General features: G+C 49.7%; 20 protein-coding genes and 1 pseudogene. 4 read left to right on the forward strand and 17 right to left on the reverse strand.

The annotated features are described in order from the left end of the window. Positions 1-34: 34 nt before the first annotated feature. The 9 genes from LQZ19_RS18190 to LQZ19_RS18230 all read right to left on the reverse strand — a co-directional run bounded on the left by LQZ19_RS18190 (position 35) and on the right by LQZ19_RS18230 (position 11,777). Positions 35-979, reverse strand: a complete 945-nt coding sequence (locus LQZ19_RS18190) for an ABC transporter permease (RefSeq protein WP_411049112.1) — start codon at positions 977-979, stop codon at positions 35-37. Between the two features lie 30 nt (positions 980-1,009). Further along, entirely contained in the window at positions 1,010-2,506 is a 1,497-nt protein-coding gene (locus LQZ19_RS18195; RefSeq protein ID WP_411049113.1) for a sugar ABC transporter ATP-binding protein, read from the reverse strand. 137 nt (positions 2,507-2,643) lie between these two features. Continuing rightward, entirely contained in the window at positions 2,644-3,531 is an 888-nt protein-coding gene (locus tag LQZ19_RS18200) for a helix-turn-helix domain-containing protein (protein WP_411049114.1), read from the reverse strand. An 84-nt stretch (positions 3,532-3,615) separates the two neighbouring features. Next, positions 3,616-4,347: an energy-coupling factor ABC transporter ATP-binding protein gene (locus LQZ19_RS18205; protein WP_411049115.1), complete on the reverse strand. Its 732-nt coding sequence runs from the start codon at positions 4,345-4,347 to the stop codon at positions 3,616-3,618. Beyond that, positions 4,329-5,135 carry a cobalt ECF transporter T component CbiQ gene (gene cbiQ, locus LQZ19_RS18210; protein WP_411049116.1) on the reverse strand — a complete coding sequence of 269 codons (807 nt, stop codon included), beginning with the start codon at positions 5,133-5,135 and terminating at the stop codon, positions 4,329-4,331. The genes LQZ19_RS18205 and cbiQ overlap by 19 nt, the downstream gene beginning before the upstream one ends. Positions 5,136-5,137: 2 nt before the next feature. Continuing rightward, positions 5,138-6,145: an energy-coupling factor ABC transporter permease gene (locus LQZ19_RS18215; RefSeq protein WP_411049117.1), complete on the reverse strand. Its 1,008-nt coding sequence runs from the start codon at positions 6,143-6,145 to the stop codon at positions 5,138-5,140. A 319-nt stretch (positions 6,146-6,464) separates the two neighbouring features. Then, positions 6,465-8,054, reverse strand: a complete 1,590-nt coding sequence (locus LQZ19_RS18220; RefSeq protein WP_411049118.1) for an ATP-binding protein — start codon at positions 8,052-8,054, stop codon at positions 6,465-6,467. 107 nt (positions 8,055-8,161) lie between these two features. Beyond that, a complete protein-coding gene (locus tag LQZ19_RS18225; protein WP_411049119.1) occupies positions 8,162-10,309 on the reverse strand; it encodes a glutamine synthetase III family protein in 2,148 nt (715 codons plus the stop codon). Positions 10,310-10,535: 226 nt separating this feature from the next. Further along, positions 10,536-11,777: a sensor histidine kinase gene (locus LQZ19_RS18230; RefSeq protein ID WP_411049120.1), complete on the reverse strand. Its 1,242-nt coding sequence runs from the start codon at positions 11,775-11,777 to the stop codon at positions 10,536-10,538. A gap of 62 nt (positions 11,778-11,839) precedes the next feature. Here LQZ19_RS18230 and LQZ19_RS18235 point away from each other — a divergent pair, with 62 nt between their 5' ends. Continuing rightward, positions 11,840-12,460, forward strand: a complete 621-nt coding sequence (locus LQZ19_RS18235) for a hypothetical protein (RefSeq protein ID WP_411049121.1) — start codon at positions 11,840-11,842, stop codon at positions 12,458-12,460. Positions 12,461-12,482: 22 nt separating this feature from the next. Here the strand turns inward: LQZ19_RS18235 and LQZ19_RS18240 are convergent, their stop codons facing one another. Then, positions 12,483-12,665, reverse strand: a complete 183-nt coding sequence (locus LQZ19_RS18240) for a hypothetical protein (protein ID WP_411049122.1) — start codon at positions 12,663-12,665, stop codon at positions 12,483-12,485. A 113-nt stretch (positions 12,666-12,778) separates the two neighbouring features. On the opposite strand from LQZ19_RS18240, the gene LQZ19_RS18245 reads away from it, so the two are divergent. Both LQZ19_RS18245 and LQZ19_RS18250 read left to right on the forward strand, forming a co-directional pair. Beyond that, positions 12,779-13,051 carry a type II toxin-antitoxin system RelB/DinJ family antitoxin gene (locus LQZ19_RS18245; protein ID WP_411049123.1) on the forward strand — a complete coding sequence of 91 codons (273 nt, stop codon included), beginning with the start codon at positions 12,779-12,781 and terminating at the stop codon, positions 13,049-13,051. Beyond that, positions 13,044-13,313 (forward strand): Txe/YoeB family addiction module toxin, encoded by a 270-nt coding sequence (locus tag LQZ19_RS18250; protein ID WP_411049124.1) that lies wholly within the window; start codon positions 13,044-13,046, stop codon positions 13,311-13,313. Before LQZ19_RS18245 ends, LQZ19_RS18250 begins: the two co-directional genes overlap by 8 nt. 251 nt (positions 13,314-13,564) lie before the next feature. Here LQZ19_RS18250 and LQZ19_RS18255 read toward each other — a convergent pair whose 3' ends face one another. The 6 genes from LQZ19_RS18255 to LQZ19_RS18280 all read right to left on the reverse strand — a co-directional run bounded on the left by LQZ19_RS18255 (position 13,565) and on the right by LQZ19_RS18280 (position 19,268). Continuing rightward, on the reverse strand, positions 13,565-14,227 hold the full coding sequence (locus LQZ19_RS18255) for a FecR family protein (protein ID WP_411049125.1): 663 nt from the start codon (positions 14,225-14,227) through the stop codon (positions 13,565-13,567). A 31-nt stretch (positions 14,228-14,258) separates the two neighbouring features. Continuing rightward, the gene (locus LQZ19_RS18260) at positions 14,259-14,537 is read right to left on the reverse strand and encodes a hypothetical protein (RefSeq protein ID WP_411049126.1); all 279 of its coding nucleotides are present in this window, start codon (positions 14,535-14,537) and stop codon (positions 14,259-14,261) included. Positions 14,538-14,727: 190 nt separating this feature from the next. After that, positions 14,728-16,767 (reverse strand): hypothetical protein, encoded by a 2,040-nt coding sequence (locus LQZ19_RS18265; RefSeq protein ID WP_411049127.1) that lies wholly within the window; start codon positions 16,765-16,767, stop codon positions 14,728-14,730. Positions 16,768-16,793: 26 nt separating this feature from the next. Then, the gene (locus tag LQZ19_RS18270) at positions 16,794-18,023 is read right to left on the reverse strand and encodes a hypothetical protein (protein ID WP_411049128.1); all 1,230 of its coding nucleotides are present in this window, start codon (positions 18,021-18,023) and stop codon (positions 16,794-16,796) included. Next, positions 18,020-18,463 (reverse strand): hypothetical protein, encoded by a 444-nt coding sequence (locus LQZ19_RS18275; RefSeq protein WP_411049129.1) that lies wholly within the window; start codon positions 18,461-18,463, stop codon positions 18,020-18,022. The genes LQZ19_RS18270 and LQZ19_RS18275 overlap by 4 nt, the downstream gene beginning before the upstream one ends. Before the next feature lie 184 nt (positions 18,464-18,647). After that, positions 18,648-19,268, reverse strand: a complete 621-nt coding sequence (locus LQZ19_RS18280) for a response regulator transcription factor (RefSeq protein WP_411049130.1) — start codon at positions 19,266-19,268, stop codon at positions 18,648-18,650. A 251-nt stretch (positions 19,269-19,519) separates the two neighbouring features. Here LQZ19_RS18280 and LQZ19_RS18285 point away from each other — a divergent pair, with 251 nt between their 5' ends. Further along, complete coding sequence (locus tag LQZ19_RS18285; RefSeq protein ID WP_411049131.1) at positions 19,520-20,158, forward strand: flavodoxin family protein; 639 nt, start codon at positions 19,520-19,522, stop codon at positions 20,156-20,158. Between the two features lie 163 nt (positions 20,159-20,321). Here the strand turns inward: LQZ19_RS18285 and LQZ19_RS18290 are convergent. Continuing rightward, a pseudogene (locus LQZ19_RS18290) lies at positions 20,322-20,533 on the reverse strand (Rpn family recombination-promoting nuclease/putative transposase); the annotation flags it as partial.

The following is a 20,533-nucleotide window of genomic DNA, read 5'->3' on the forward strand; positions in this document are numbered from 1 at the left end:
ATCATTCAAATGTTAAAACAGTAAAAGCAAACGGTCAGTTCTGCCTTCCCTTACTTTTAACATCAATGAGAACCGCGATTATGATGATTGTTCCCTTTACAACCTGTTTCCAGTTCGGGTCAACCCCAAAAATAGTAAGGCCGTTTTCTATTACCGCCATAAAGAGCGCACCAATGAGTACTCCGTACCATTTTCCAACTCCGCCGGACATGCTGACACCGCCAATAACAACTCCGGTTACGGCGTCCATCTCATAGGAAACCCCCATAGTAGGCGCCCCCTGGTTTGTCCGTGATGCCATCAAAATTCCTCCAACACCCGCAAGCGCACCTGCCAGGGTATACACCGCAACAAGGGTTGACTTAACATTTATCCCTGCCACCATAGCAGCTTCTTTGTTTCCTCCAATGCTGTAAGTGTGTCGTCCAAAAATGGTGTTGTTCATGACAAACCCTATGGCAACAACAATAAGAATCAGATAAAATGAAAGGTATGGAATTGAAAACAGCGTTCCTGTTGATATTGCCTGGAACTCCGGGGACAGTTTTATAACCGGGATGCCTTTACTAAATATCAATGCAAGCCCCCGGGCAATACTCATTGTACCAAGAGTTATAATGAATGGCGGAAGATCACCATAGGCTACCCCTATGCCGTTCAGCAGGCCAATGAGACAACCTGCAGCCAGAGCAGCCAGAACAGGAACTATCAGGGGAAACTGCTCCGGATGCCCGCATAAGGCGGCGCAGACTCCTGCAAAACCCACTACGGACCCCATAGATAGATCGATGCCGCCGCTGATGATAACCACCATCATCCCAATGGCAAGAATGCCGTTTACTGAAGCCTGTTTAACAACATTCAAGAGATTTCGTGGAAGGCGGAAAACCGGCGATGCTATAGAAAGTATTACTACCACAAAGAAAAAAATGATAATCAGTCCATATTCTTTCATCCATTTTCTGTATTTGATATTCATAAACGACACTCCTTCTCCGACAACCAAAGGTTATTCCTTAACTAATTTTATTGCCAGTTTCATAATATTAGCCTGGGAAAATTCATTCCGTAAAAGTTCACCGGTAACATACCCCGCAGACATGACAATGATCCGATCACTTAATCCCATTACTTCCGGCATTTCTGAGGAAATCACGATGACTGACTTTCCCTGTTTTACAAATTCGCCAATAAGAAGGTAAATATCCCGTTTTGTTCCGATATCAATACCCCGCGTCGGTTCATCAAAGATAATAATGTCCGATTCGGTCAAAAGCCATTTGGCTAAAACAACCTTTTGCTGATTTCCCCCGCTTAAATATTTTACCAACATGGAGGAACCGGAGGTTTTTACATCAAGAATTTTAATGTACTCTTCCGCACTTTGTTTTTCATGTTTTTTGTTTATTATGCCCTTATTTATAAATCTTCGCAGGGCCACCATGGATATATTTTCATATACCGTTCCCGACAGATTGAGTCCGCTGCGCTTGCGATCCTCCGTAATAAGGGCGATTTTATTCCGTATAGCATCCGCCGGTTTCCTGATCTGTACAAGCTTGCCCCGGATAAAAATTTCGCCTTCGGTTTTTTTATGGATACCAAATATGGTTTCCACAAGTTCACTCCGTCCGGCGCCGACAAGGCCGGTAATGCCAAGTATTTCACCCCTGCGAAGTGAAAAATTGACATTATGGAATTTTTGTTTGAGGGTAAAGTTTTTTATTTCCAAAAGAGTATCGCCAATCTGAACATCGGCCTTGGGGAAAACGTCCTTGATATCCCTGCCAACCATCATTTTAATCAGTTCTTCTCCGGTAACATTTGATACTTCCTCGGTTCCCACAAAAGTACCGTCCCGTAATACCGTTACTCTGTCACAAATTTTAAATATTTCCACAAGCTTATGAGAAATATATATGATGGAAACACCGCTTTCTTTCAATTTTTTAATTTGTTCAAAGAGTACTGCTACTTCACGATCCGTAACTGCGGAAGTTGGTTCATCCATAATAACAATTTTTGCGTTTACCGAGATTGCCTTAATTATTTCTATCAGTTGACATTGGGCAACACTGAGATCGCGCATATACGCATTAACCGGGATATCAATACTGAGATTATCCAGTAATTTTTTAGATTCCTGCTTCATTGCGCGTTTATCTACCAGGCCGATTTTTGTTTTAAGCTCTCTTCCAAGATAAATATTTTCAAAAACCTGCATATCCAGAACCGGATTAAGTTCCTGATGTATCATTACAATGCCATTAAACATAGCTTCTTTTGGGTTACGATTGATAATTTCAGACCCATTCATGCTGATAGTGCCGGAATCTGCCGTATGAATGCCCATGAGGATCTTCATAAGCGTTGATTTTCCGGCGCCGTTTTCTCCCATCAATGCGTGAACTTCATGGTGGTTTACATTAAAACTAACATCCTTTAGTACCTTCACGCCCAAAAAACTTTTTGAAATATGATCCAAACTCATTAAGCAATTTGTCATATATCCCCCATGACTCTATTTAAGCAGTATAGGGGTAGTTTTGAATTTTCTGTCATGACAAAAAAAATTATTTTTAGCACAAATTAACGAATTTTGCCTAAAAATCGCATGAAATATAGTATAAAATAGGTAAAATATTATCGATTGGAAATCGAGGCACGGTATTGTTTTGGGGTATTGCCGATGAAATTCTTGAATAATCTGGTAAAGTAATTTGCATCGAAAATGCCCACCATCTCGGAAATTTCACTGATAGAAAAATCGGTGTTTTGCAGGTAATAGCAGGCTTTTATGACGCGCATACGGTTTATATATTCAACAGGGGACAGGCCGGTGAAGTCTTTAAATAGTTTGCGGAAATGATTCGGGGTAAAACCATTTTTTTTAGCAAGTGCATTAAAGTCTATTTCCTCTGCAATATTTAAATCAATAAAGGATAGGGTATCCGATATAATAGTCTGATGACGTTTTGGATGTACTGAAATGTTTTTAAATTGACGGTCCATAACTCTCTTCAAATTAAGCAATAGTATTTCTAAATATTTTTGTTTTATGAGGATAAAATTATCATCCTTATTATTCTGTTCATTGAGCATATTGTATAAAATACTGAGCACAAAATCCTTTTCCTTTGGATCGAGATGGATAATACCCTGCTTGTTTATATTGACTTGATCATTATATCGTAATGGTATGGTCTGTGCCGGAGCGTAATTCTCAATGATAGTAAATCCTTCCATTGTTTCTGTTAAATGTTCTATCTTGTCGGAATAAAACTGGCAGTTAAATATTGAGGTACTTTTATGGATGATAAAACTGTGATCGTGATGTGGCGGAACAAGAAAGCAATCCCCTGGGATGAGTAACCGTTCCTGTTCATTATAGATATGCCTGCATGATCCTGTCTCTATTAAAAATAGCTCATAAAACACATGCCGGTGCAATTCTATGGATTTATAAACAGCAAGATTTTCTACGGTAACGAAGGAATCATCGATTATATTGAGATCATAATATACACTCATTTTACTGGTACCAAAGTATGCAAACGTTTCTATTCTGTCAAGTGGTTGCGATGCCTCATAAAAGAGAAAGTTTAGAAAAAATGGTTATATAGCTTCAAGGCCGCATTGATCCATCAACTGTTCGTTCCGTAGCAATTCTGCTGCCGGTCCTTGGGCAAAGACGGCGCCTTCCCGGAGCAGAATTACCCGGGGACATAGGACGGCGGCAAAGTCCAGATCGTGGGTGGCGATGAGTTGGGTATGGGGCAGGGATTGAAGTACGCCCATAAGATTTCTCCGGGCTTTTGGATCGAGAAAAGCAGTCGGTTCATCAAAAAGCATGACCTGGGGGTTCATCGTTAATGATGCGGCGATGGCGGCCATACGTTTTTCACCCCCGGATAACCTGAGGGGCGACCGGTCTTTGAGAAAGCTGATTCCCAGCCTGTCCAGGACTGCATTGACCCGGCTGTGTACCGCATCTTCGTCAAGGCCCATATTCCGGGGGCCAAAGGCAAGATCCTCATAGATGCTTGGCATAAAAAGCTGGTCGTCGGGGTCCTGGAACACCAGGGAAACCTGTTCCCGTAGTTCTTTCAGTTTCTGCTTGTCTTTGGAACCGCCAAGCTCAATGCCGCTGATATGGAGGGCGCCTGATACCAGGGGCAGAATCCCCACCATGGCAAGCAGCAGGCTGGTTTTTCCCGCGCCGTTGGCTCCCACCAGGGCAACCCGTTCCCCCGGAGGGATGTCAAAACTGATCTCCCGCAAAGCCAATGCGCTTGAAGAACCGTAGGCAGCCGAAATAGACTGAGCTTTTATGATGGGATTATCCATGATCCAAGGATAGCAGAAATATCCATTAGCCGGAAGAGGATACAAAGTCCACAAACCAGGGCCAGAAAGGTGATGTCCGCAGCGTTCAAGGGCCGCCGCTTCCCGGCGGGAAAGTCCAGATCGTAGCCCCTGCACTTCATAGCGGCGTAGACCCGCTCGGCCCGGTCGGAGCTGCGCAGAAACAGATGGCCGATAAAACTTCCCATGTGTTTTAGCTCGATTCCCTTCGCATCGCCGCTCCGCAGAATATAGGCGGTATACATTGACGACGCCTCGGCGATTAATACCGCGATATACCGGTAACTTATCTCCAGGAGACTGACGAAAAGTGCGGGGCAATGGAAGCATCGCAGTTGGGCGGCAAGCCGGCACAGCGGCGTAACCGCCATGAGAATAAGCACCGCCGCTACACAGAGCAGGGTCCGCAGCAGTAGGGTCACTAAGGATAAAAGACCGAAACTAACCGCAAAACTTCCCAAGTATACCGCGATACCACGTTCAAAGATGAGGTTAGAAATTCCCGCAAAGAGACAGAAGGGCAGGGCCAGGGCGGTACGGCGCAACAACAGCCCCGGGGGAATATCCCCCCAGGCGATGAGAATACAGGGATAAAACAGAAAAGGTACGATTCGTCCCAGGGAATACCGGTCAAAAGAAATGACCGTGACCATAAAGAACAGGGTGGCCAATATCTTTACCCCCGGATTCAACCGGTGGAGACCGCTTCGTCCCGCCGCAAGCTGCTCCAGAGTATACAGGGTCTCCGTTGTGCGGGCTATGTCAGGCATACTCAGGTGGTTTTTGCATTACGGTTCTTGACCCGATGGATTATAAAGCCTGCCGCCCCCGCTAAAAGGCAGGTGAGGGCTGCGCCGGCTATTCCTGCCACGGTGGTCCCTATGCCGGAACCCTCCTCCCCTGCGTTCGGAAAATCGTAGTTCGGCATGAAGGCTGTGGCCCCCTGGATAGCCTCGGCGCTGCGGAATACCGGTCCCTCCGCTTCAAGTTCCGTGGTTCCTGCCGTTTTCGCCATAGCCCACTCAAGCCCGTCGGGATAGGCGGAGGCGAAGATTGACAGGATTCCTCCAACCAGGACCGTAATTACTGCCAGGACGATAAGGGGTTTCTTAACGGAAACCTCCGCCGCCAGGGGAAGCCGTTGTTCGCTGCTTTGGATGATTTCGGGACGCATTGCGTAGACAAAGCCCAGGACCGACGCAGTAATGATGCCCTCCACAACGCCGATGGCCAGATGAATGGGCTGCATGAGGAGTACGAAGACGGAGAAGGGCAGGGCGGTAATCCCCGAGATTAGGGTTTCCAGAACTACCCCGAAAGCGCCAAGCTGGAGCCCTATCACCACCGAAATAATTGAGGCCAGGGTAAGCCGGGAAGTGGTGATGCCTTTTTTAAGGAGCGGCTTAAAAATCAGAGGATAGATGAGAAGCGTGGGGATGACCCCCATGTTAAAGATATTACAGCCCAGGGCCAGGAGACCGCCGTCGGCAAAAAACAGACACTGGATTACCAGCACCGTCGCGATGGTCAGCAGCGCCGGGAAAGGCCCCAGGAGCCCGGCCAGCAGGATGCCTCCCCCGATATGCCCGCTGGAACCGGTTCCGGGGATGGTAAAGTTGATCATCTGAGCGGCGAACACAAAAGCCCCTGCCACCGCCATTATGGGGATCTTTTTATCCCCCAGTTCGTTTTTGATTTTCGCCGTTGCGTAGGCCGCTGCAGCGGCGCTTGTAGCCAAGAGTACGCCCCCCACGGCGGGGGAAATAAGCGCATCAGCCATATGCATAGAATACCTCCAAACAACAAATCGCCCTGCCAATACATAGGGACATTCGCAATAGGCCCCCAGAAAAAGAAAAAGCCCGATCATTCCTCGCGGTATGGGAGAAAATCGGGCTTCAGCCTTCAATTGAAATATAATTTCTATACTTACTGCAGCATAAGACAAAAGAGCCGGGACTTCATGACCCGGAATTTTAAAATACCCGTAATCAGTATCTTTTATGAGCGTATCACCCGGATTCTTCACTGTCAAGGGACCATTTTTGCAGTATTGATAATTTTACAAGCGGGGACGGGACACACGGAATGACGGCGTCTTAACAACCAAGCACGGTAACTGCTTCGGTAGTAATCCACTTCAGCCGTTCCGACCAGGCAGGTTTATCGAGACGGCGGTCAAAGATAAGCAAATAACAAGAAGCTTCGGTTCTATTTCTATCCTGCGAAGGGCGGATGGGAAAAAAATTATCCCGGTAACCCAGGGTTTGTTTGAGGCCCTCCGCCATTACGGTTTCGAAGTTTCTTCCCTGGCGCAGCAATTTTATCTCGATAATATTCCAAGCGCCGTTATATTCCACCGCCAGATCCATCCTTCCCCGGCCGGCGGCATACTCCCGCTCAATGCGGCCATGTCCATTGGTAACCCGCTGCAGGAAAGCCATGAGCAGCAAATGGGGGAAAGCTTCGGGATAATCAAGTTTCTGTTCCCATATTTCGGAATTATTTTGCCAGAAAGCCTGGAATTCCCGGAGTAGGGCGTCCATGTCCAGGGTGCCATCGCTTTTTTGCCACTTCCACTCCGGCGCAGGAATCGCCATTTGGGCGCCGAAGGTAATCTCCCGGGCAATTACCTCCCGGTAAATTGGGTTAGCCACAACGGGACCGCCCTTTTCAATGGCCACAAGACCTAAGTCCATACAGAGCCGGAAGGCTTCTCCCTGGGCCATAAGGGGGTCCGGTTCGCCAGTGATCAGGGTTTCCATAACACTGCGGATCTGCGGATTTTCCAGGCGGTATGCCAGGGCATCCAGGTGGGTTTCCCGGGCCTGGATCATCTGTTCACGGGCTTCCCGGATATGTTCGATGGTTACCGGTTCGGTACTTTCCCCATCCAGTATCCGCATGGTGGCGCGCATAAAAAGGGAATTCACAAGCCACGGCTGGCCGCGGGACTGATCATAGACATAATCCAGGGCTTCCGGGGTAATCTGCTGCCCCGTTTCTGCGGTCCGTTGGGCAAAAAGCCGGGCTATATCGTCTTTTTGAAAATTAGACAGGGTCCCCGAGTCCGCTTTGATATTAAAGGGCGATCCGGGATTAACCGGGACGCCGCCCTTGGCAGCGGTAATGTAGTCCTTCAAGTCCCGCATTCCCACCAGGGCAATGGACACGGGGAATTTTTCCACACCCCGGCCGGCAAAACCGTCCCGTAATTGGCGCAGAAAGCTGATAAGGGCATCCCCCTGCAGTACATCCACTTCGTCAAACAGGACGATAAGCGGCTTGGGAGCCGTCAGTTTTGCCCAATTACCCAGTATACTGTTTAGCTGGGATTGGGGGGTTTCATCTTCAATGGCAGGAACGGGTAGATCGTTTTTTTCTGCCCATCTTCTGACCGCATCGCATATAATCGGTATTGCCCGTTCAGCTTCCGGAACCCCCTGGCAGGTTTCCACACTGACATAGCAGGAAACAGCCTCAGATCCGGAGTTTATTTCCCGCATCCAGCTTTGTAGGAAGGTGGTTTTCCCTGTCTGCCGGGGGGCATGGAGTACCCAATAGAGTTTATCCCCAATATACCGGTGCAGTTGGGTACCCACAAGCCGCTCCTCCGGGGGCAGCATGTAGTGATCCTCGGGATTACAGGGGCCGGTGGTATTGAAAAAACGGTTTTTACGCTTATCCATAGGGTATAGTATACATGGAATTGGGGAAAAAAAATAGGCGGTGGTCCGCCAAAAAAAGCCCCTCCGTTTCCACGGAAGGGCTATCACCTCTTTTGCTATAATTCTTACTACAGCTTAAATAACAGTTCTTCAAAGCCCGGGAAGGGCCAGGCGTCTTTGGCTACCAGCCGCTCCAGGGCGTCTCCCTTGGAACGGAGGATCTCCATGGCGGGGCGGACTTTTTCGAAGTAGGCCTTGGCCTGGGCAAAGACTTCCTCCGTGCCCTGAGCTTCGGAGAGAAGACTCTCCAGCTTGGCGGTCTCGTCGTAGAGTTCCGCCGCAAGTTCGGCGATCTTCTTGGTGCGCTTCTCCTGGGAGGCGCTGGCGGCGCCGATAGCGGCAAGGGACGCTGCGTCTCGGGCGAGGGAGGCGGCAAAGGCGGTGACCGCGGGGAAGATGGACCGGCGGGCCATTTCGATCATGACCCCCGCTTCGATGTTGATCTGCTTGGAGTATTTCTCCAGGTAGATGTGGTAGCGGCTTTCCGATTCTTCCTTGGTAAAGACCTTGTGGGCTTCGAAGAGAGAAATAATTTCACTGCGGGTAAGTACCGAAAGAGCGTCCACCGCGTTCTTCACATTGGGGAGGCCCCGGCGTTCCGCTTCGTGGACCCATTCTTCGGAGTAACCGTTGCCGTTAAAAACCACCCGGCGGTGCTTGGAGTAGGATTCCTTGATGATGCTCTGGATGGCTTCATTTTTGTTGGAAGATTTTTCCAGTTTGTCGGCGAATTCCGAAAGTACCTGGGCCACCGCAACGTTGAGGTAGGTGTTGGGGGTGGCGATGGACTGGGAAGAACCGACCATGCGGAATTCGAATTTGTTTCCCGTAAAGGCGAAGGGGCTGGTCCGGTTCCGGTCGGAGACGTCCTTGGGAAGATTGGGAAGGCTGGTAACACCCAGCTGTACTTTCACCCCCGAGGCGGATTTGCCTGAGGTTTTGCCTTCGGCGATGTTGTCCAGGATTTCCGTTAAGGGGCCGCCGAAGAAGATGGACACGATGGCGGGAGGGGCCTCGTTGGCGCCCAGCCGGTGGTCGTTGGCGGCGGTGGCCACGGAAGAACGCAGTAATAGTGCGTAACGATCCACCGCTTCTACCACCGCAGCGGCGAAGAGGAGGAACCGGGCGTTGGATTCGGGATTTTCGCCGGGTTCAAAGAGGTTGATCCCGTCGTCGGTGGCCATGGACCAGTTATTGTGCTTCCCCGAACCGTTTACCCCGGCGAAGGGTTTTTCGTGGAGCAGCCCCTCCATGCCGTGACGGCGGGCCACGCTGCGGATGGTTTCCATTACCAGCTGGTTGCCGTCCACCGCAGCGGTGCTGTTGGAATACACCGGGGCGATTTCAAACTGATTCGGGGCGACTTCGTTATGCTGGGTCTTGGCGGGGATCCCCACCTTCCACAGCTCGTAGTTCAGCTCACGCATAAAGTCGGCGACCCGTTCTTTAAGGGCGCCGAAGTAGTGGTCCTCCATCTCCTGGCCTTTGGCGGGGAGTACTCCGAAGACGGTCCTGCCGGTGAGCATGAGATCCGGTCTCCGGTCGTAGAATTTCTTATCCACCAGGAAGTATTCCTGCTCCGGGCCGACGGTGGTGTATACCCGCTTGGATGTTTCATTTCCCAGGGCGCGGAGCACCCGGACCGCCTGTTTATTCAGGGAGTCGATGGATTTGAGGAGGGGTACCTTTTTGTCCAAAGCCTGGCCGTAGTAGCTGATAAAGGCTGTGGGGATGCAGAGGGTGGTACCGGTCCGGTCCTGTTTTAAGAAGGCGGGGCTGGTTACGTCCCAGGCGGTATAGCCCCGGGCTTCGAAGGTAGCCCGGAGACCGCCCGAGGGGAAGCTCGACGCATCGGGCTCGCCCTTGATCAGTTCCTTGCCGGAAAATTCCATGATCACCCTGCCGTCGCCGGTGGGGGAGATAAAGGAATCGTGTTTTTCCGCCGTAAGACCGGTTAGGGGGTGGAACCAGTGGGTATAGTGACTGGCGCCCTTGGAAATAGCCCAATCCCGCATGACCGCAGCGACAACTTCGGCGTCCTCCAGGGTCAATTCTTTTTCCCCATTCTGGACCGCCAGAATTTCTTTGTAAATATTTTTAGGCAGCCTTTCCTTCATCAAGGCATTGGAAAAGCTGTTGGAGCCATATAAATCGGCCACCGGCGTTTTGGTAAAATCGATTCCTGAACAACAGCAATCGTCTGAACATTCACTCATACAAATCCTCCATAATATAAATTCATTAGTAATATTATAGAATGCAAAAAGTGTGCCAAGTACCGGTATATTGCGTATTAATTAAGTGTATGCAATATAAGGAATTATCATTTAATAACAGAATGTATTTAAAAGATTTTTAGCGGTAGAAACGGTAAAGCTACAAAAAGGTAATTTTCGAGTTAAATCATACAATTGCGTAGGTTTTATTCTATACGTAGGTACCTCAACTACTAACCGAAACCTTCATCCGCACCATGGTTCCCTCTCCCCGCTCGCTCTCGATTACCAGTTGTCCCCGCAAAATAGCCGCGCGTTCATACATACCCCGAATTCCCAAATGATCCGAAACGGAACCGGTGACAAACCCCTCGGCGCCCGGGCGGTAAATCGGCGGATCAAACCCCTTCCCATCATCGGAAATACTGATAAACACCCCCGCGCCCTCTTCTTCCGCTTTCCGCGGGGGTATGGAACGGACAACTACCACCGCTTCCGAAGCCTCCGCATGTTTTTCGATATTGGTCAGGGCCTCCTGCACAATTCTGAAACATTGTAACTGCATTTCTTCGGTCATCGGACCAAGACACAGGGTATCCTGAATATCGATACGGCAATCAATTCCCGTGCGCTTGCCGTAGTCATAACAAAAACGACGCAGCGCATCGGGCAAACCCTGAAAGATGAAGTCCGGCGGTACCAGGGTGTCGCAGATAGACCGTACCTGCCTGATAAGTCCCTTCAGGGCCGCCGCGACCTCGACGCAAATACCATTCCGCTCCCCGGCATCAGAAACCCGCGCTATCTTTCCAACCCTCAAGGCCAGGTAATGCAGGTCCTGGGCTACCGTATCGTGGAGTTCCCGGGCAATCCGGGACCGCTCCTGTTCCAGGGTCAGCATCATTTCCCGGGAAAAAATTGCCCCCTGCTGTTCCCGTTTGTGGGCATGGCCCAGGTCCCGATACAGCTGCCACACCGTCAGGGTCGCCGCCGCCGTCAGAAAAGTAAAAACCAGGAATAGATACAAATATTTCCCGTTAATGGTATTCATCAGCTCCTCGTCCAATTCCTGCCAATGGATCAAGTTCTGATGGATCTTTATAGCCAGGGCCAGGGCTTTCTCCTGCTGTCCTGCTTCCAAAGCTGCCGTAAAAGAAATGGCCGAATCTTTAATCGACTGGACCACCGGACCCTGGGAAAAGGGAAATATCCGGTAGATCGTGGAGGCTAAAAAGCCGTCCAGGTAGGCAGTAAAATCATCCATGGGCTGGTGAAACTGTCCGCCGGTTTCCAAACCAAAAACCGAGTTCTGCTCCACAGCCAGCCACAGTTCCGCCGCCCTATGGGCTGTATATTTCTCATCGGTATGCCCGCGGGTTTCGCCTCCCGCTCCGGTGGTTTTCAAGGGAAACAGGAGCCCGTATAGCGGAATAAGCATACATACCCAAAGCCATTTTTTTGATCCCATGGCTGATAAACCTCCCGGTGCGCCGATAGCCAATAATTACGGTATGGATTATAGTATAAACCATGGGGGCAAATTCATCCACCATATATAGGGTAAAGCTCGTTTTATGCTGTCTCCTTGCGGCGGGGGCCAACTTTTTATTAACCCGCTTTAAGGGGGATGTACTCGCCCTGCCCCTGTATCTGGACACCCTGTTTACCTGCGCCGTCACCTTTGCTGCGGGCCTTTTACCCGGTATCTGTACCGCGATACTTACCGCCACCACGTTCCCTTACATTTTTTATGGGATACATAAGAATACGCTCTTTGTCCTCTGTTCCATCGCAGAAGTTCTGTTGGTATGGAGTTTTCGCCACCGTCTTTCAGAAGAGAAGGACGCTCCGGTCCAGGTTTCTTTTGTCAGCAAAGTTGCGGTCCTGTTCATCCTGGCAGTTTTCGCCTGTATCATCGAAAGCCTTTTGGGCGGCGTGATTGATTATTTTCTTTTTAATTCTCTGCATGAAATAAAATCTCAATATTCCCCGGAGGACTGGTTTAAGCAGGGGCTTTTGCGGAGTAATATGCCCCTGCTATGGGCGAGCATCCTTTCCCGGCTCCCTATCAATATTGTGGACCGTTTTATCGTGATTTTCGGCGGGTATAGCGTGTCATTGGGGATCAGGAAATTTCTCCGCCACCGCTGACGGCGCCGAATTTACTGCCCTTTTAGGTACTCCGGGAAATTTGTTCTTCCAGCTCACGAATTCTGCGGGTCAGTTCCAGCTTTTCCCGAGTCCTTTCTTGCTCTACTGCCTCTGCCCGGCGTAGGGCTTCCTGCTTTTCTCGCTCTACGGTCTCCGCTCGGAGTTGTAAGGGGATGGTAATAATCCCGTCCTGATCCTGCCGCATCCTCTGTTTGCCTAATGAAAAAAATCTCCAATTAAAAACTAAGCCAATTTTCCGAACAGTTTTTATTGACTTTTTCTACAAAATACTATACCCTGTATACAAGAGGATATACAATGGCACAGGTTAATATTCGTCTTGATGAAAAAACAAAACGACAGGCGGAAGCCCTTTTTAACGATCTTGGGATGAATTTATCCACCGCAATTACTATTTTCATTCATCAAACAATCCGCGAACAGGGAATCCCCTTTGCTATAACTGCGAAAACTGATCCATTCTACAACCCGGCAAATATGAAATGGCTTGACGAATCAATCCAACAGGGGAAAGATGGTAAATACATAGTAAAAACGATGGAAGAATTAGAGCGCCTGGCAGATGAATGATATAAAATTTACCGGAAACGGATGGGCGGATTATCTCTACTGGCAGACACAGGACAAAAAAACACTAAAAAAAATAAATTTGCTTATTAAAGATATTTTACGCAGCTATTATGAGGGCATAGGTAAACCGGAACCATTGCGGGAAAATAGATCCGGTTATTGGAGCCGCCGCATTGATGAAACAAATAGGATTGTTTATCGTATCCTTGATGATGGAACAGTTGAACTGGATGAATTACGAACCCACTATGATGACAAATAACGGGCCGTACCGGGAATAGAGAGCAGAGCTGGGTTTTTGCTTGAGTCTTAATGAAAAAAAGTGAAAAAAATCTCTAATTAAAAGCGAAGCTTTGGGGCTTAAGTTTATAATGTGGTATCTGTCACAACAGCGTAAACTTAAGAAGAATAAAAAACCACGAAGGCGCAGAGGTCGAAGAAGGAAGGGGAAAAATGAACATTTCTCCTCAAATACTTATTCGCCTTCTTCGCCTTTGCGGTTTTTCACTTTCGTTAATCCCAGTTTGGTCCGACACCGAAATCACCGGGCTCCTGGTCGGGTACGGAAGCTGCGGGTATGGCGGGGGCTGTACCTATACCTACAGGAATGGGCGGGGTCAGTTCTTCCCGCATTGTTTCCGCTGCGGTCGTTGTTCTTCCGGTTTCGATATTGCTTACCACGGCGTGGCCTGCGCCTACATACACGCCGGTACCGTCGCCGCCGCTTACATGGACCCGGCCTTCTTCAACCCATAGGCGCTGGCCGTCAAATTCAAAGCTTGTTCCCCGCACCGAAGCGGTTACCGAAGGGCTCCGTACGGTAAAATCGACCTTCCCACCCGAGGGGGGCGTAACATCCGCCCTGACCCTGCCGGTCTGCAGGTATAGCTTCACCTGTTCAGTACTTGCCGCTTCCTGTATTTGTTCCAGGGTTAGACGGGTTAGGGGCTGTACGGTTAATACGGAATTTCCCAGGCCGATACGGGCGGTGCTCTTGAATCCGGTGGATATGACGGTTTGATTTTCTATGCCTTGACCTATAAGGGCGAGGGTCCATTCGGCGGAACCCGGAAGTTTTACTTCTACTGTGCCGGTTAGATCTCGTATAAACGCTGTCTGAGCTGATAGGCTTACGGAGATGCAAATAAGTAACATAAGGGGAATTAACTTTTTCATACTATACCTCCAAAAATATATATACTACTAACTACGAACATACTACTAACTGCGCAGAGCTGGTCCGGGGATAGCTGTTCCCGGATTTATCGGCAAAACGGGAGGGATGAGGGGCATCCCCGGCGCTCACACGCTTGTAGAGTCTGCTTGCGGAGCCCCTGCGGGTCTCCTCCAGCAGGGAATTCCTCGGACCGTAGGTCCGCAATGTGTTCGGCCGGGGATGCCCCTCATCCCTCCCGCCTTTGTCACATAATTTAGGCTGTACAGCTTCATATCGTATCTCCTGAAATACATATGCTACTAACTGCAAATATGATACTAACCGCAAAGGAGCCGAAGGCGAAAAAGGATTCTACTTCTTCTCTTCCACTTTTCTTTTTCCTCTTATTCGCCTTCTGTACCTTTGCGGTTTCTCATTCTTCATTCCTCCAAGTTCATATCGAATCAAAGACTCATACAACATACCGGCGCCCATTTCTGTACTGCAGTTTCTTGCGCCATTACATATGTCCTGTAATGGAGTTATCTGTGAACAAAATTGATGTTTGGGTACCAGAAATAATCGGTGTACTAGCGGTATCTCCGTATACCGCTGTTGTAGTGCTGCCGTTTGATTTGTAAAGAGAAATGCCCTCTTTTGTTCCAGTTCCTGCCAGACTATTTGTATCCGTATCAGATCCACCAGAGATGGTTCCGGCGTTCATGATAAATGTCCCTGAGTTTACGAATACCCCGCCGCCTTGGGCACGATTATTGCTGTTGTTGGCAGTGTTACTTGAAATTTTGACGCTACCGTTCATGATAAATGTTCCAGAGTCTTTATACACCCCGCCACCATGGCTCCGATAAACGCCGTCGGCAGTGTTACTTGAAATTTCGGCGTTATCGTTCATGGTAAAGGTACCAGATACATACACCCCGCCGCCTTCGCTGGCGCTAAGGATATTGTTACCACTACTGGTAGGACTATTGGTACCCTTGGCAGTATTACCTGAAATTTTGGCGTTCTTGTTCATGGTAAAGGTACCAGATGCATGCACCCCGCCGCCACGGGCGAGGAAGAGAAAACTAGTAACGTCGGTGCCATCGGCGGTGGTGATGGTGGTGGCAGTATTATCTGAAATTTCGGCGTTATCGTTCATGGTAAATGTCCCTGAAAATAGATACACCCCGCCGCCAAAGGTGTGGGAGCTGGTGATACTTTCGGTATTATTATCTGAAATTTTGGCGTTATCGTTCATGGTAAAGGTACCAGATACATACACCCCGCCGCCACAGGTATCGGAATTGTTTTTGCTGTCGGCAGTATTAGCGGCAATATTATCTGAAATTTTGGCGTTATCGTTCATGGTAAAGGTACCAGATACATACACCCCGCCGCCATGGGTGAAATAGGCAGTACTAGGGTTGTGGGCTGTAGCTTTATTATATGAAATTTCGGCGTAATCACTCATAACGAGAGAAGAGCCTGTTCCTGATACATACACCCCGCCGCCATTGGCGTCGCCGCTGGTCTGGTCATTTATATTGCGGGTAATTTTTGAACTTCCCCGCATATCAAGGGTTCCGTTTGCATTAACCTTAACCATAGCGGCGTGAGCGGTTACATTGTTTCCGTCCAACACCAGATTATCGTCTGACGCTTCTCCTAAAATAAGCGTACCGCCCGTACCCACCGTAAAGAGCGGATCCGCAGTAAAGCTTGCGCCGCGGGTAATGGTCTGGTTTCCGCCTGCTGCCAGCAGGGTTATTGTTTTGCCGGTGGGTATGGTTATACCGGATACCGCTGTATCGGTATCAAAGCTGCCGATAATATATATCGTTGTATTGCCGGACGGTGCGCTTGCAATCGCGGATACCAGTTCACTCCAGGAAGCGGCGGTCGGAAGTAGCATAACCGTTACCGTGTATTCCGTCCGGTAATTAAGCGCCGCATCTACCGTAACGGTGAGAGAACCGGGAAAGCTGCTTACCACGCCGCCGGGTAAACTGTAGCTGACATCCGCATCTGCCACCGCCGGAACTGCCGCAATCGTTACGTTCGTAAGGGTAGGCGGAACCGAAACCTCATAGCTTGTCGTTGTCCCGTTCACCAATTTTGGCGGGTAGGAAACATTGTCACTGCCTACCGCAGTAATCAAGGTTATATCGGTATTGTCAAATTTCATGGGGATATCCACGCTGGTGGTCTGCCTTGAGATGGCCGTAGCCTGTATACTTCCCGTACCCACATGGACAGGGCCGCTGGGAAGATACGCTTCTGCGATAATATCCCATACACCGGGACTCACGGTCATGGTCCCTGTGGTCTCTCCGGGAGCGATGGTTATGGTAACCGATTCCTTGCCCTTCGTTGCGGTAATAAGGTATTCCAAGGATCCCATAATACTTATGGGTGTTACCGACCTGGCGTCGGGCCCATTATTTCCCATACGTATCGTCAGGGAACTCTTCCCCGCAGGTCTATCCGGCACAATAAAAAAATCACACCCCTGCAGCAATAAAACCGCCGCTAGTATTACTATCCCTGTCTTTTGCATACCGTATCTCCCAAAATATACATATTTCATAACGACACTATTATTCCCGCACTTGCCTTCCACCGTACCGGAGCGTCGGTCTTAAATACCCCGCCTAATTGCGGTAAAAACGCGCCGCCGCCGACGGTAAAACGGGTGGTTGAATCAAAGGCCCATATAAGGGAGCCGTATACTTCGCCGCCTAAAAGATGGGAGGACGATTCAGGGTCTATATCCGCATCAGCGTAGGTTTCCGTATCGGTCCTGATAAAATAAACGGCCTGCGCCGTGGCGGATACTTTTTCATGGAGCCGCGCCGTATAGGCAGCTTTTAGCGACAGAAGGGCGGATACCCCGGGGGTAAATAGTTCACCCTGGCTAATACCGCTTACCGGCAGAAAGGGCCCGACGGTATCGTTCACCGCGCCGCTTGACCAGCGGATACGCAGCTCCGCCAGGTCCCGCAGACTCCCCGGCGGCTCCCAACCCGCCCCGGCTTGGGCGCTAAAACCGGTCCGCAGGTCCGCACCCTCCGCCTCCGTAAAGCCGACGGCGGCGGCCAGATTCAGCGTAAGGACATCCACCGGGGTGAAACTATACTGACCCAGGAAATACTGGCTCTGGACGGTATCTGAATCGTAGGCGTTCAGATCAAACTGGGCAAGACCGCTAAGGGTAAGGGAAGTACGGCTCGTTAAATCGGGGAATTCTCCGCTTATCGCCGTAAGGAGACGCCGGGATGCAAAGTAACTTTCCGTATCCCCATAATCCAGGGGCTTGGCGTAATGGGCTATGTCTCCGGCGCTCATGATAATTTTTGCGCTTTCCTTGTATAAAAGGCCGGTATAAAAAACCCCCGCCTGAAGCCGGGTCTTTCCCAAGGTAAGTGATCCGTTTACCCCGTCAAAGAGCCCCGAGGCTATTAGGGCCGCCGGGTCGGCAAAATACTGCCGTCCGGCGCTGACAAACACCGCGGGAAGGGGCCGCCAGTCAAGTTCCGTTCTTTCAAGCTCCCCAAGAAGGGGCGTCGTTACTTCGTCATCCTCATACTCAAGGGTTACACGGCCCGAAACATAATAGGAGAGGCCCTCCCGTAGGGTCCCGAAAATCCAGGGGCTTACATACCCGGTAAAGGAAAAATCCCCGCTGCTGTCCGTGTTCTGCCCGGCGTTACCGTATTCCGGCGCTGCGCCCAGGGTAAGACCGAAATCCGCCGAAAAACAGTACGGGGCGGCGGAGAGCAGTATCAGTATCATCAATGTATAAACATGTTTCATTTTTCTTCCCCTAAAACACGCAGCACATTTCCTACTATTTGAAAAAACTGCGGTCCGGTTACTTCCCTTGTGGGATCGCCGGGAGGCGGAATAAACCGCCGGTAGACCAGTTCCCGGAAAGCATAACGAGGGCCCGGAAAGAGCTGGTAGAGGAGACTTCCCTTCAGCTTAAAGGCCCGCATAATGAGGTAGGAAAGCTCCCCTATTTTGATAGGGCTGTCCGCCGTCTTTGCGGAAAGCCACTTGTTTGCCCGGGCCTGGGCAAAGGCCGCCTCAATGCCGACGTCGGCGGGAATCAGTTCCGCCGCGGTCAGCACAAAATAAGCCGCCTGGGCTGCGCTTAGTTTCTGGCTTTCCAGGGCGCTGTCCATAAGGGTAGCGGTTTGGGCCTGGGCAAATCCGGGGAGCAATAAAAACAGAAGGATAAAAATTGGTACCATATCATATAATAATATTCCGAATAGTTTAATTTGTCATTGAAATTGAATTATAAATTTTGAAAAATAACACACAATTACTGCCAGAACCGGGAGTTAACTCCCGACTATTGATAAAACCGGGAATTAACTCCCGGTTTTTAAAATCACACTATTACTGCGACTGGAATCTATAGATTCCTGGAATCTATAGATTCCTTAGTTCTGTCCGCTTTGTAAGGCCTGTCTTAAAGTAAATATGGCTGATATGGTTTTCTACCGTATGCAGGCCAAGCGAGAGAGATGCAGCAATCCGCTGATTATCATAGTTCTGTTTAACCAGGGTCAGCACTTCCCGTTCCCGCTTGGTAAATTTAGCGTACACATCGGGCTGCGTTTTGATTTTAATCTCCAGCCGGGGATCGATAAACAACTCCCCCCGCATCACCGTATCAATGGCCCGCAACAGTTCCTTTTCGCCGGCCGATTTCGGCACATAGCCCATGGCTCCGATGTCTATGGCGGACCTGATCCGGAAGGGATCTTCATACACCGAACACACCAACACTGCGGGCATTTTGACTTTCCGCAGGTCACTGTATTTTTTCAGGTATACGATAAAATCAAGCCCGTTTTCCTCCCCTAAGGAAATATCCAGAATCACCACATCTACCGGGAAATGAAGCTCAATAACCCGCTGCGCCTCTGCCAGGGACCCCGCCTCTCCCGCAATGGAACAGCGCCCCGTATCGGTCAGGCAGGAGGCCAGACCCCGCCGTGTCAGCGGATGATCCTCGATCAACAAAACCCTGATTTTATTTTCAACCATCCTTTTAACCTCAAATCCGCCGATTAAACCGACTATACAACAATCCTGGAAGAAGAAACAAGCCGGACGATCTGCTCTTCGGTAAGGGCGGGAAGGTAGAGTATTATCAGGTGACACAGAGCCTGATGGACCGGAAGGTTCTGGAGAGGGAATTGAGACCATTACAACAGATACAGGATAATTATCCAAACAGGAATATGGTGAGACCTAAGCCTTTACACAACGTTGCACAGTGATATACCATTTGCAGAATGAAAACAATAGCCATTAACGGTAGTCCCCGCAAGGGCTGGAATACCCATATTTTGGTGGAAGAAGCCCTGAAGGGCGCTGCCTCCAAAGGCTCGGACACGGAACTGGTCAACCTGTACGACCTGAACTTTAAGGGCTGTATCAGCTGCTTTGAGTGCAAACGCCGGGGCGGGAAAAGCTTTGGCCGCTGCGCCGCCGGGGACGATCTAAAACCGGTTCTGGACCGTATTCATACCTGCGATGCCCTCATCATCGGTTCTCCTATTTATATTTCCGAGGTCACCGCCGCTGTCCGGGCCCTTTTCGAACGGCTCACCTTCCAGTATATCACCTATAGTAAGGACAGGAAAACTTTTTTTACCCGGCGGGTCCCCACAGCCCTGATCTACACCATGAACATAAGCGAACCAGCCATAGAATCCATGGGGTATGCGGAAAAATTCAAGTTTTATGAGGATCGCTTTAACCAGATCATCGGCCCGGCAAAAACCCTGGTCTCCACCGAAACCTGGCAAACCACGGACTACTCCAAGTACGAAATGACCATGTTTGACGGCGAAGCCCGGAAAAAACGCCGGGAAGAGATTTTCCCCCAGGATAAGCGGAAGGCCTTTGAGCTGGGGGCGGGGCTGGTTTAGCGCAATTCCCTAAAGGAGACCGCTTGCGCGGTCAATTAAAAGAACAGAAGTCGAAGAAGAAAGGGATTCCACCCAACGCTCCTCTTCGATTATAATCTTCATTCGGACTCCCGCCTTCCTGGCCTAAACTTGACCCGGCAAATTAACCGCAAACGGCTTGTTACTACGTATCTTTACCGGCTTCCCGCAGCTTGCGATTGAGCTCCTCTATCACCCGGGCGTTTTCTTCAATCACCCGGTCTCTTTCCTCAATTACTCGGGCGTTTTCCTCAAGCATCAGCCGGGCTTCTTCCCGGCCCCTCTGGTATGCGTTATACATGCCGGAGTTGTAGTCCATGGCCGCTTTTTCTCGGAACATGGTCCGCGCCCAATGCT

This window comes from Treponema primitia, assembly GCF_046533075.1.
GTDB classification, from domain to species: Bacteria; Spirochaetota; Spirochaetia; order Treponematales; family Breznakiellaceae; genus Termitinema; species Termitinema primitia_B.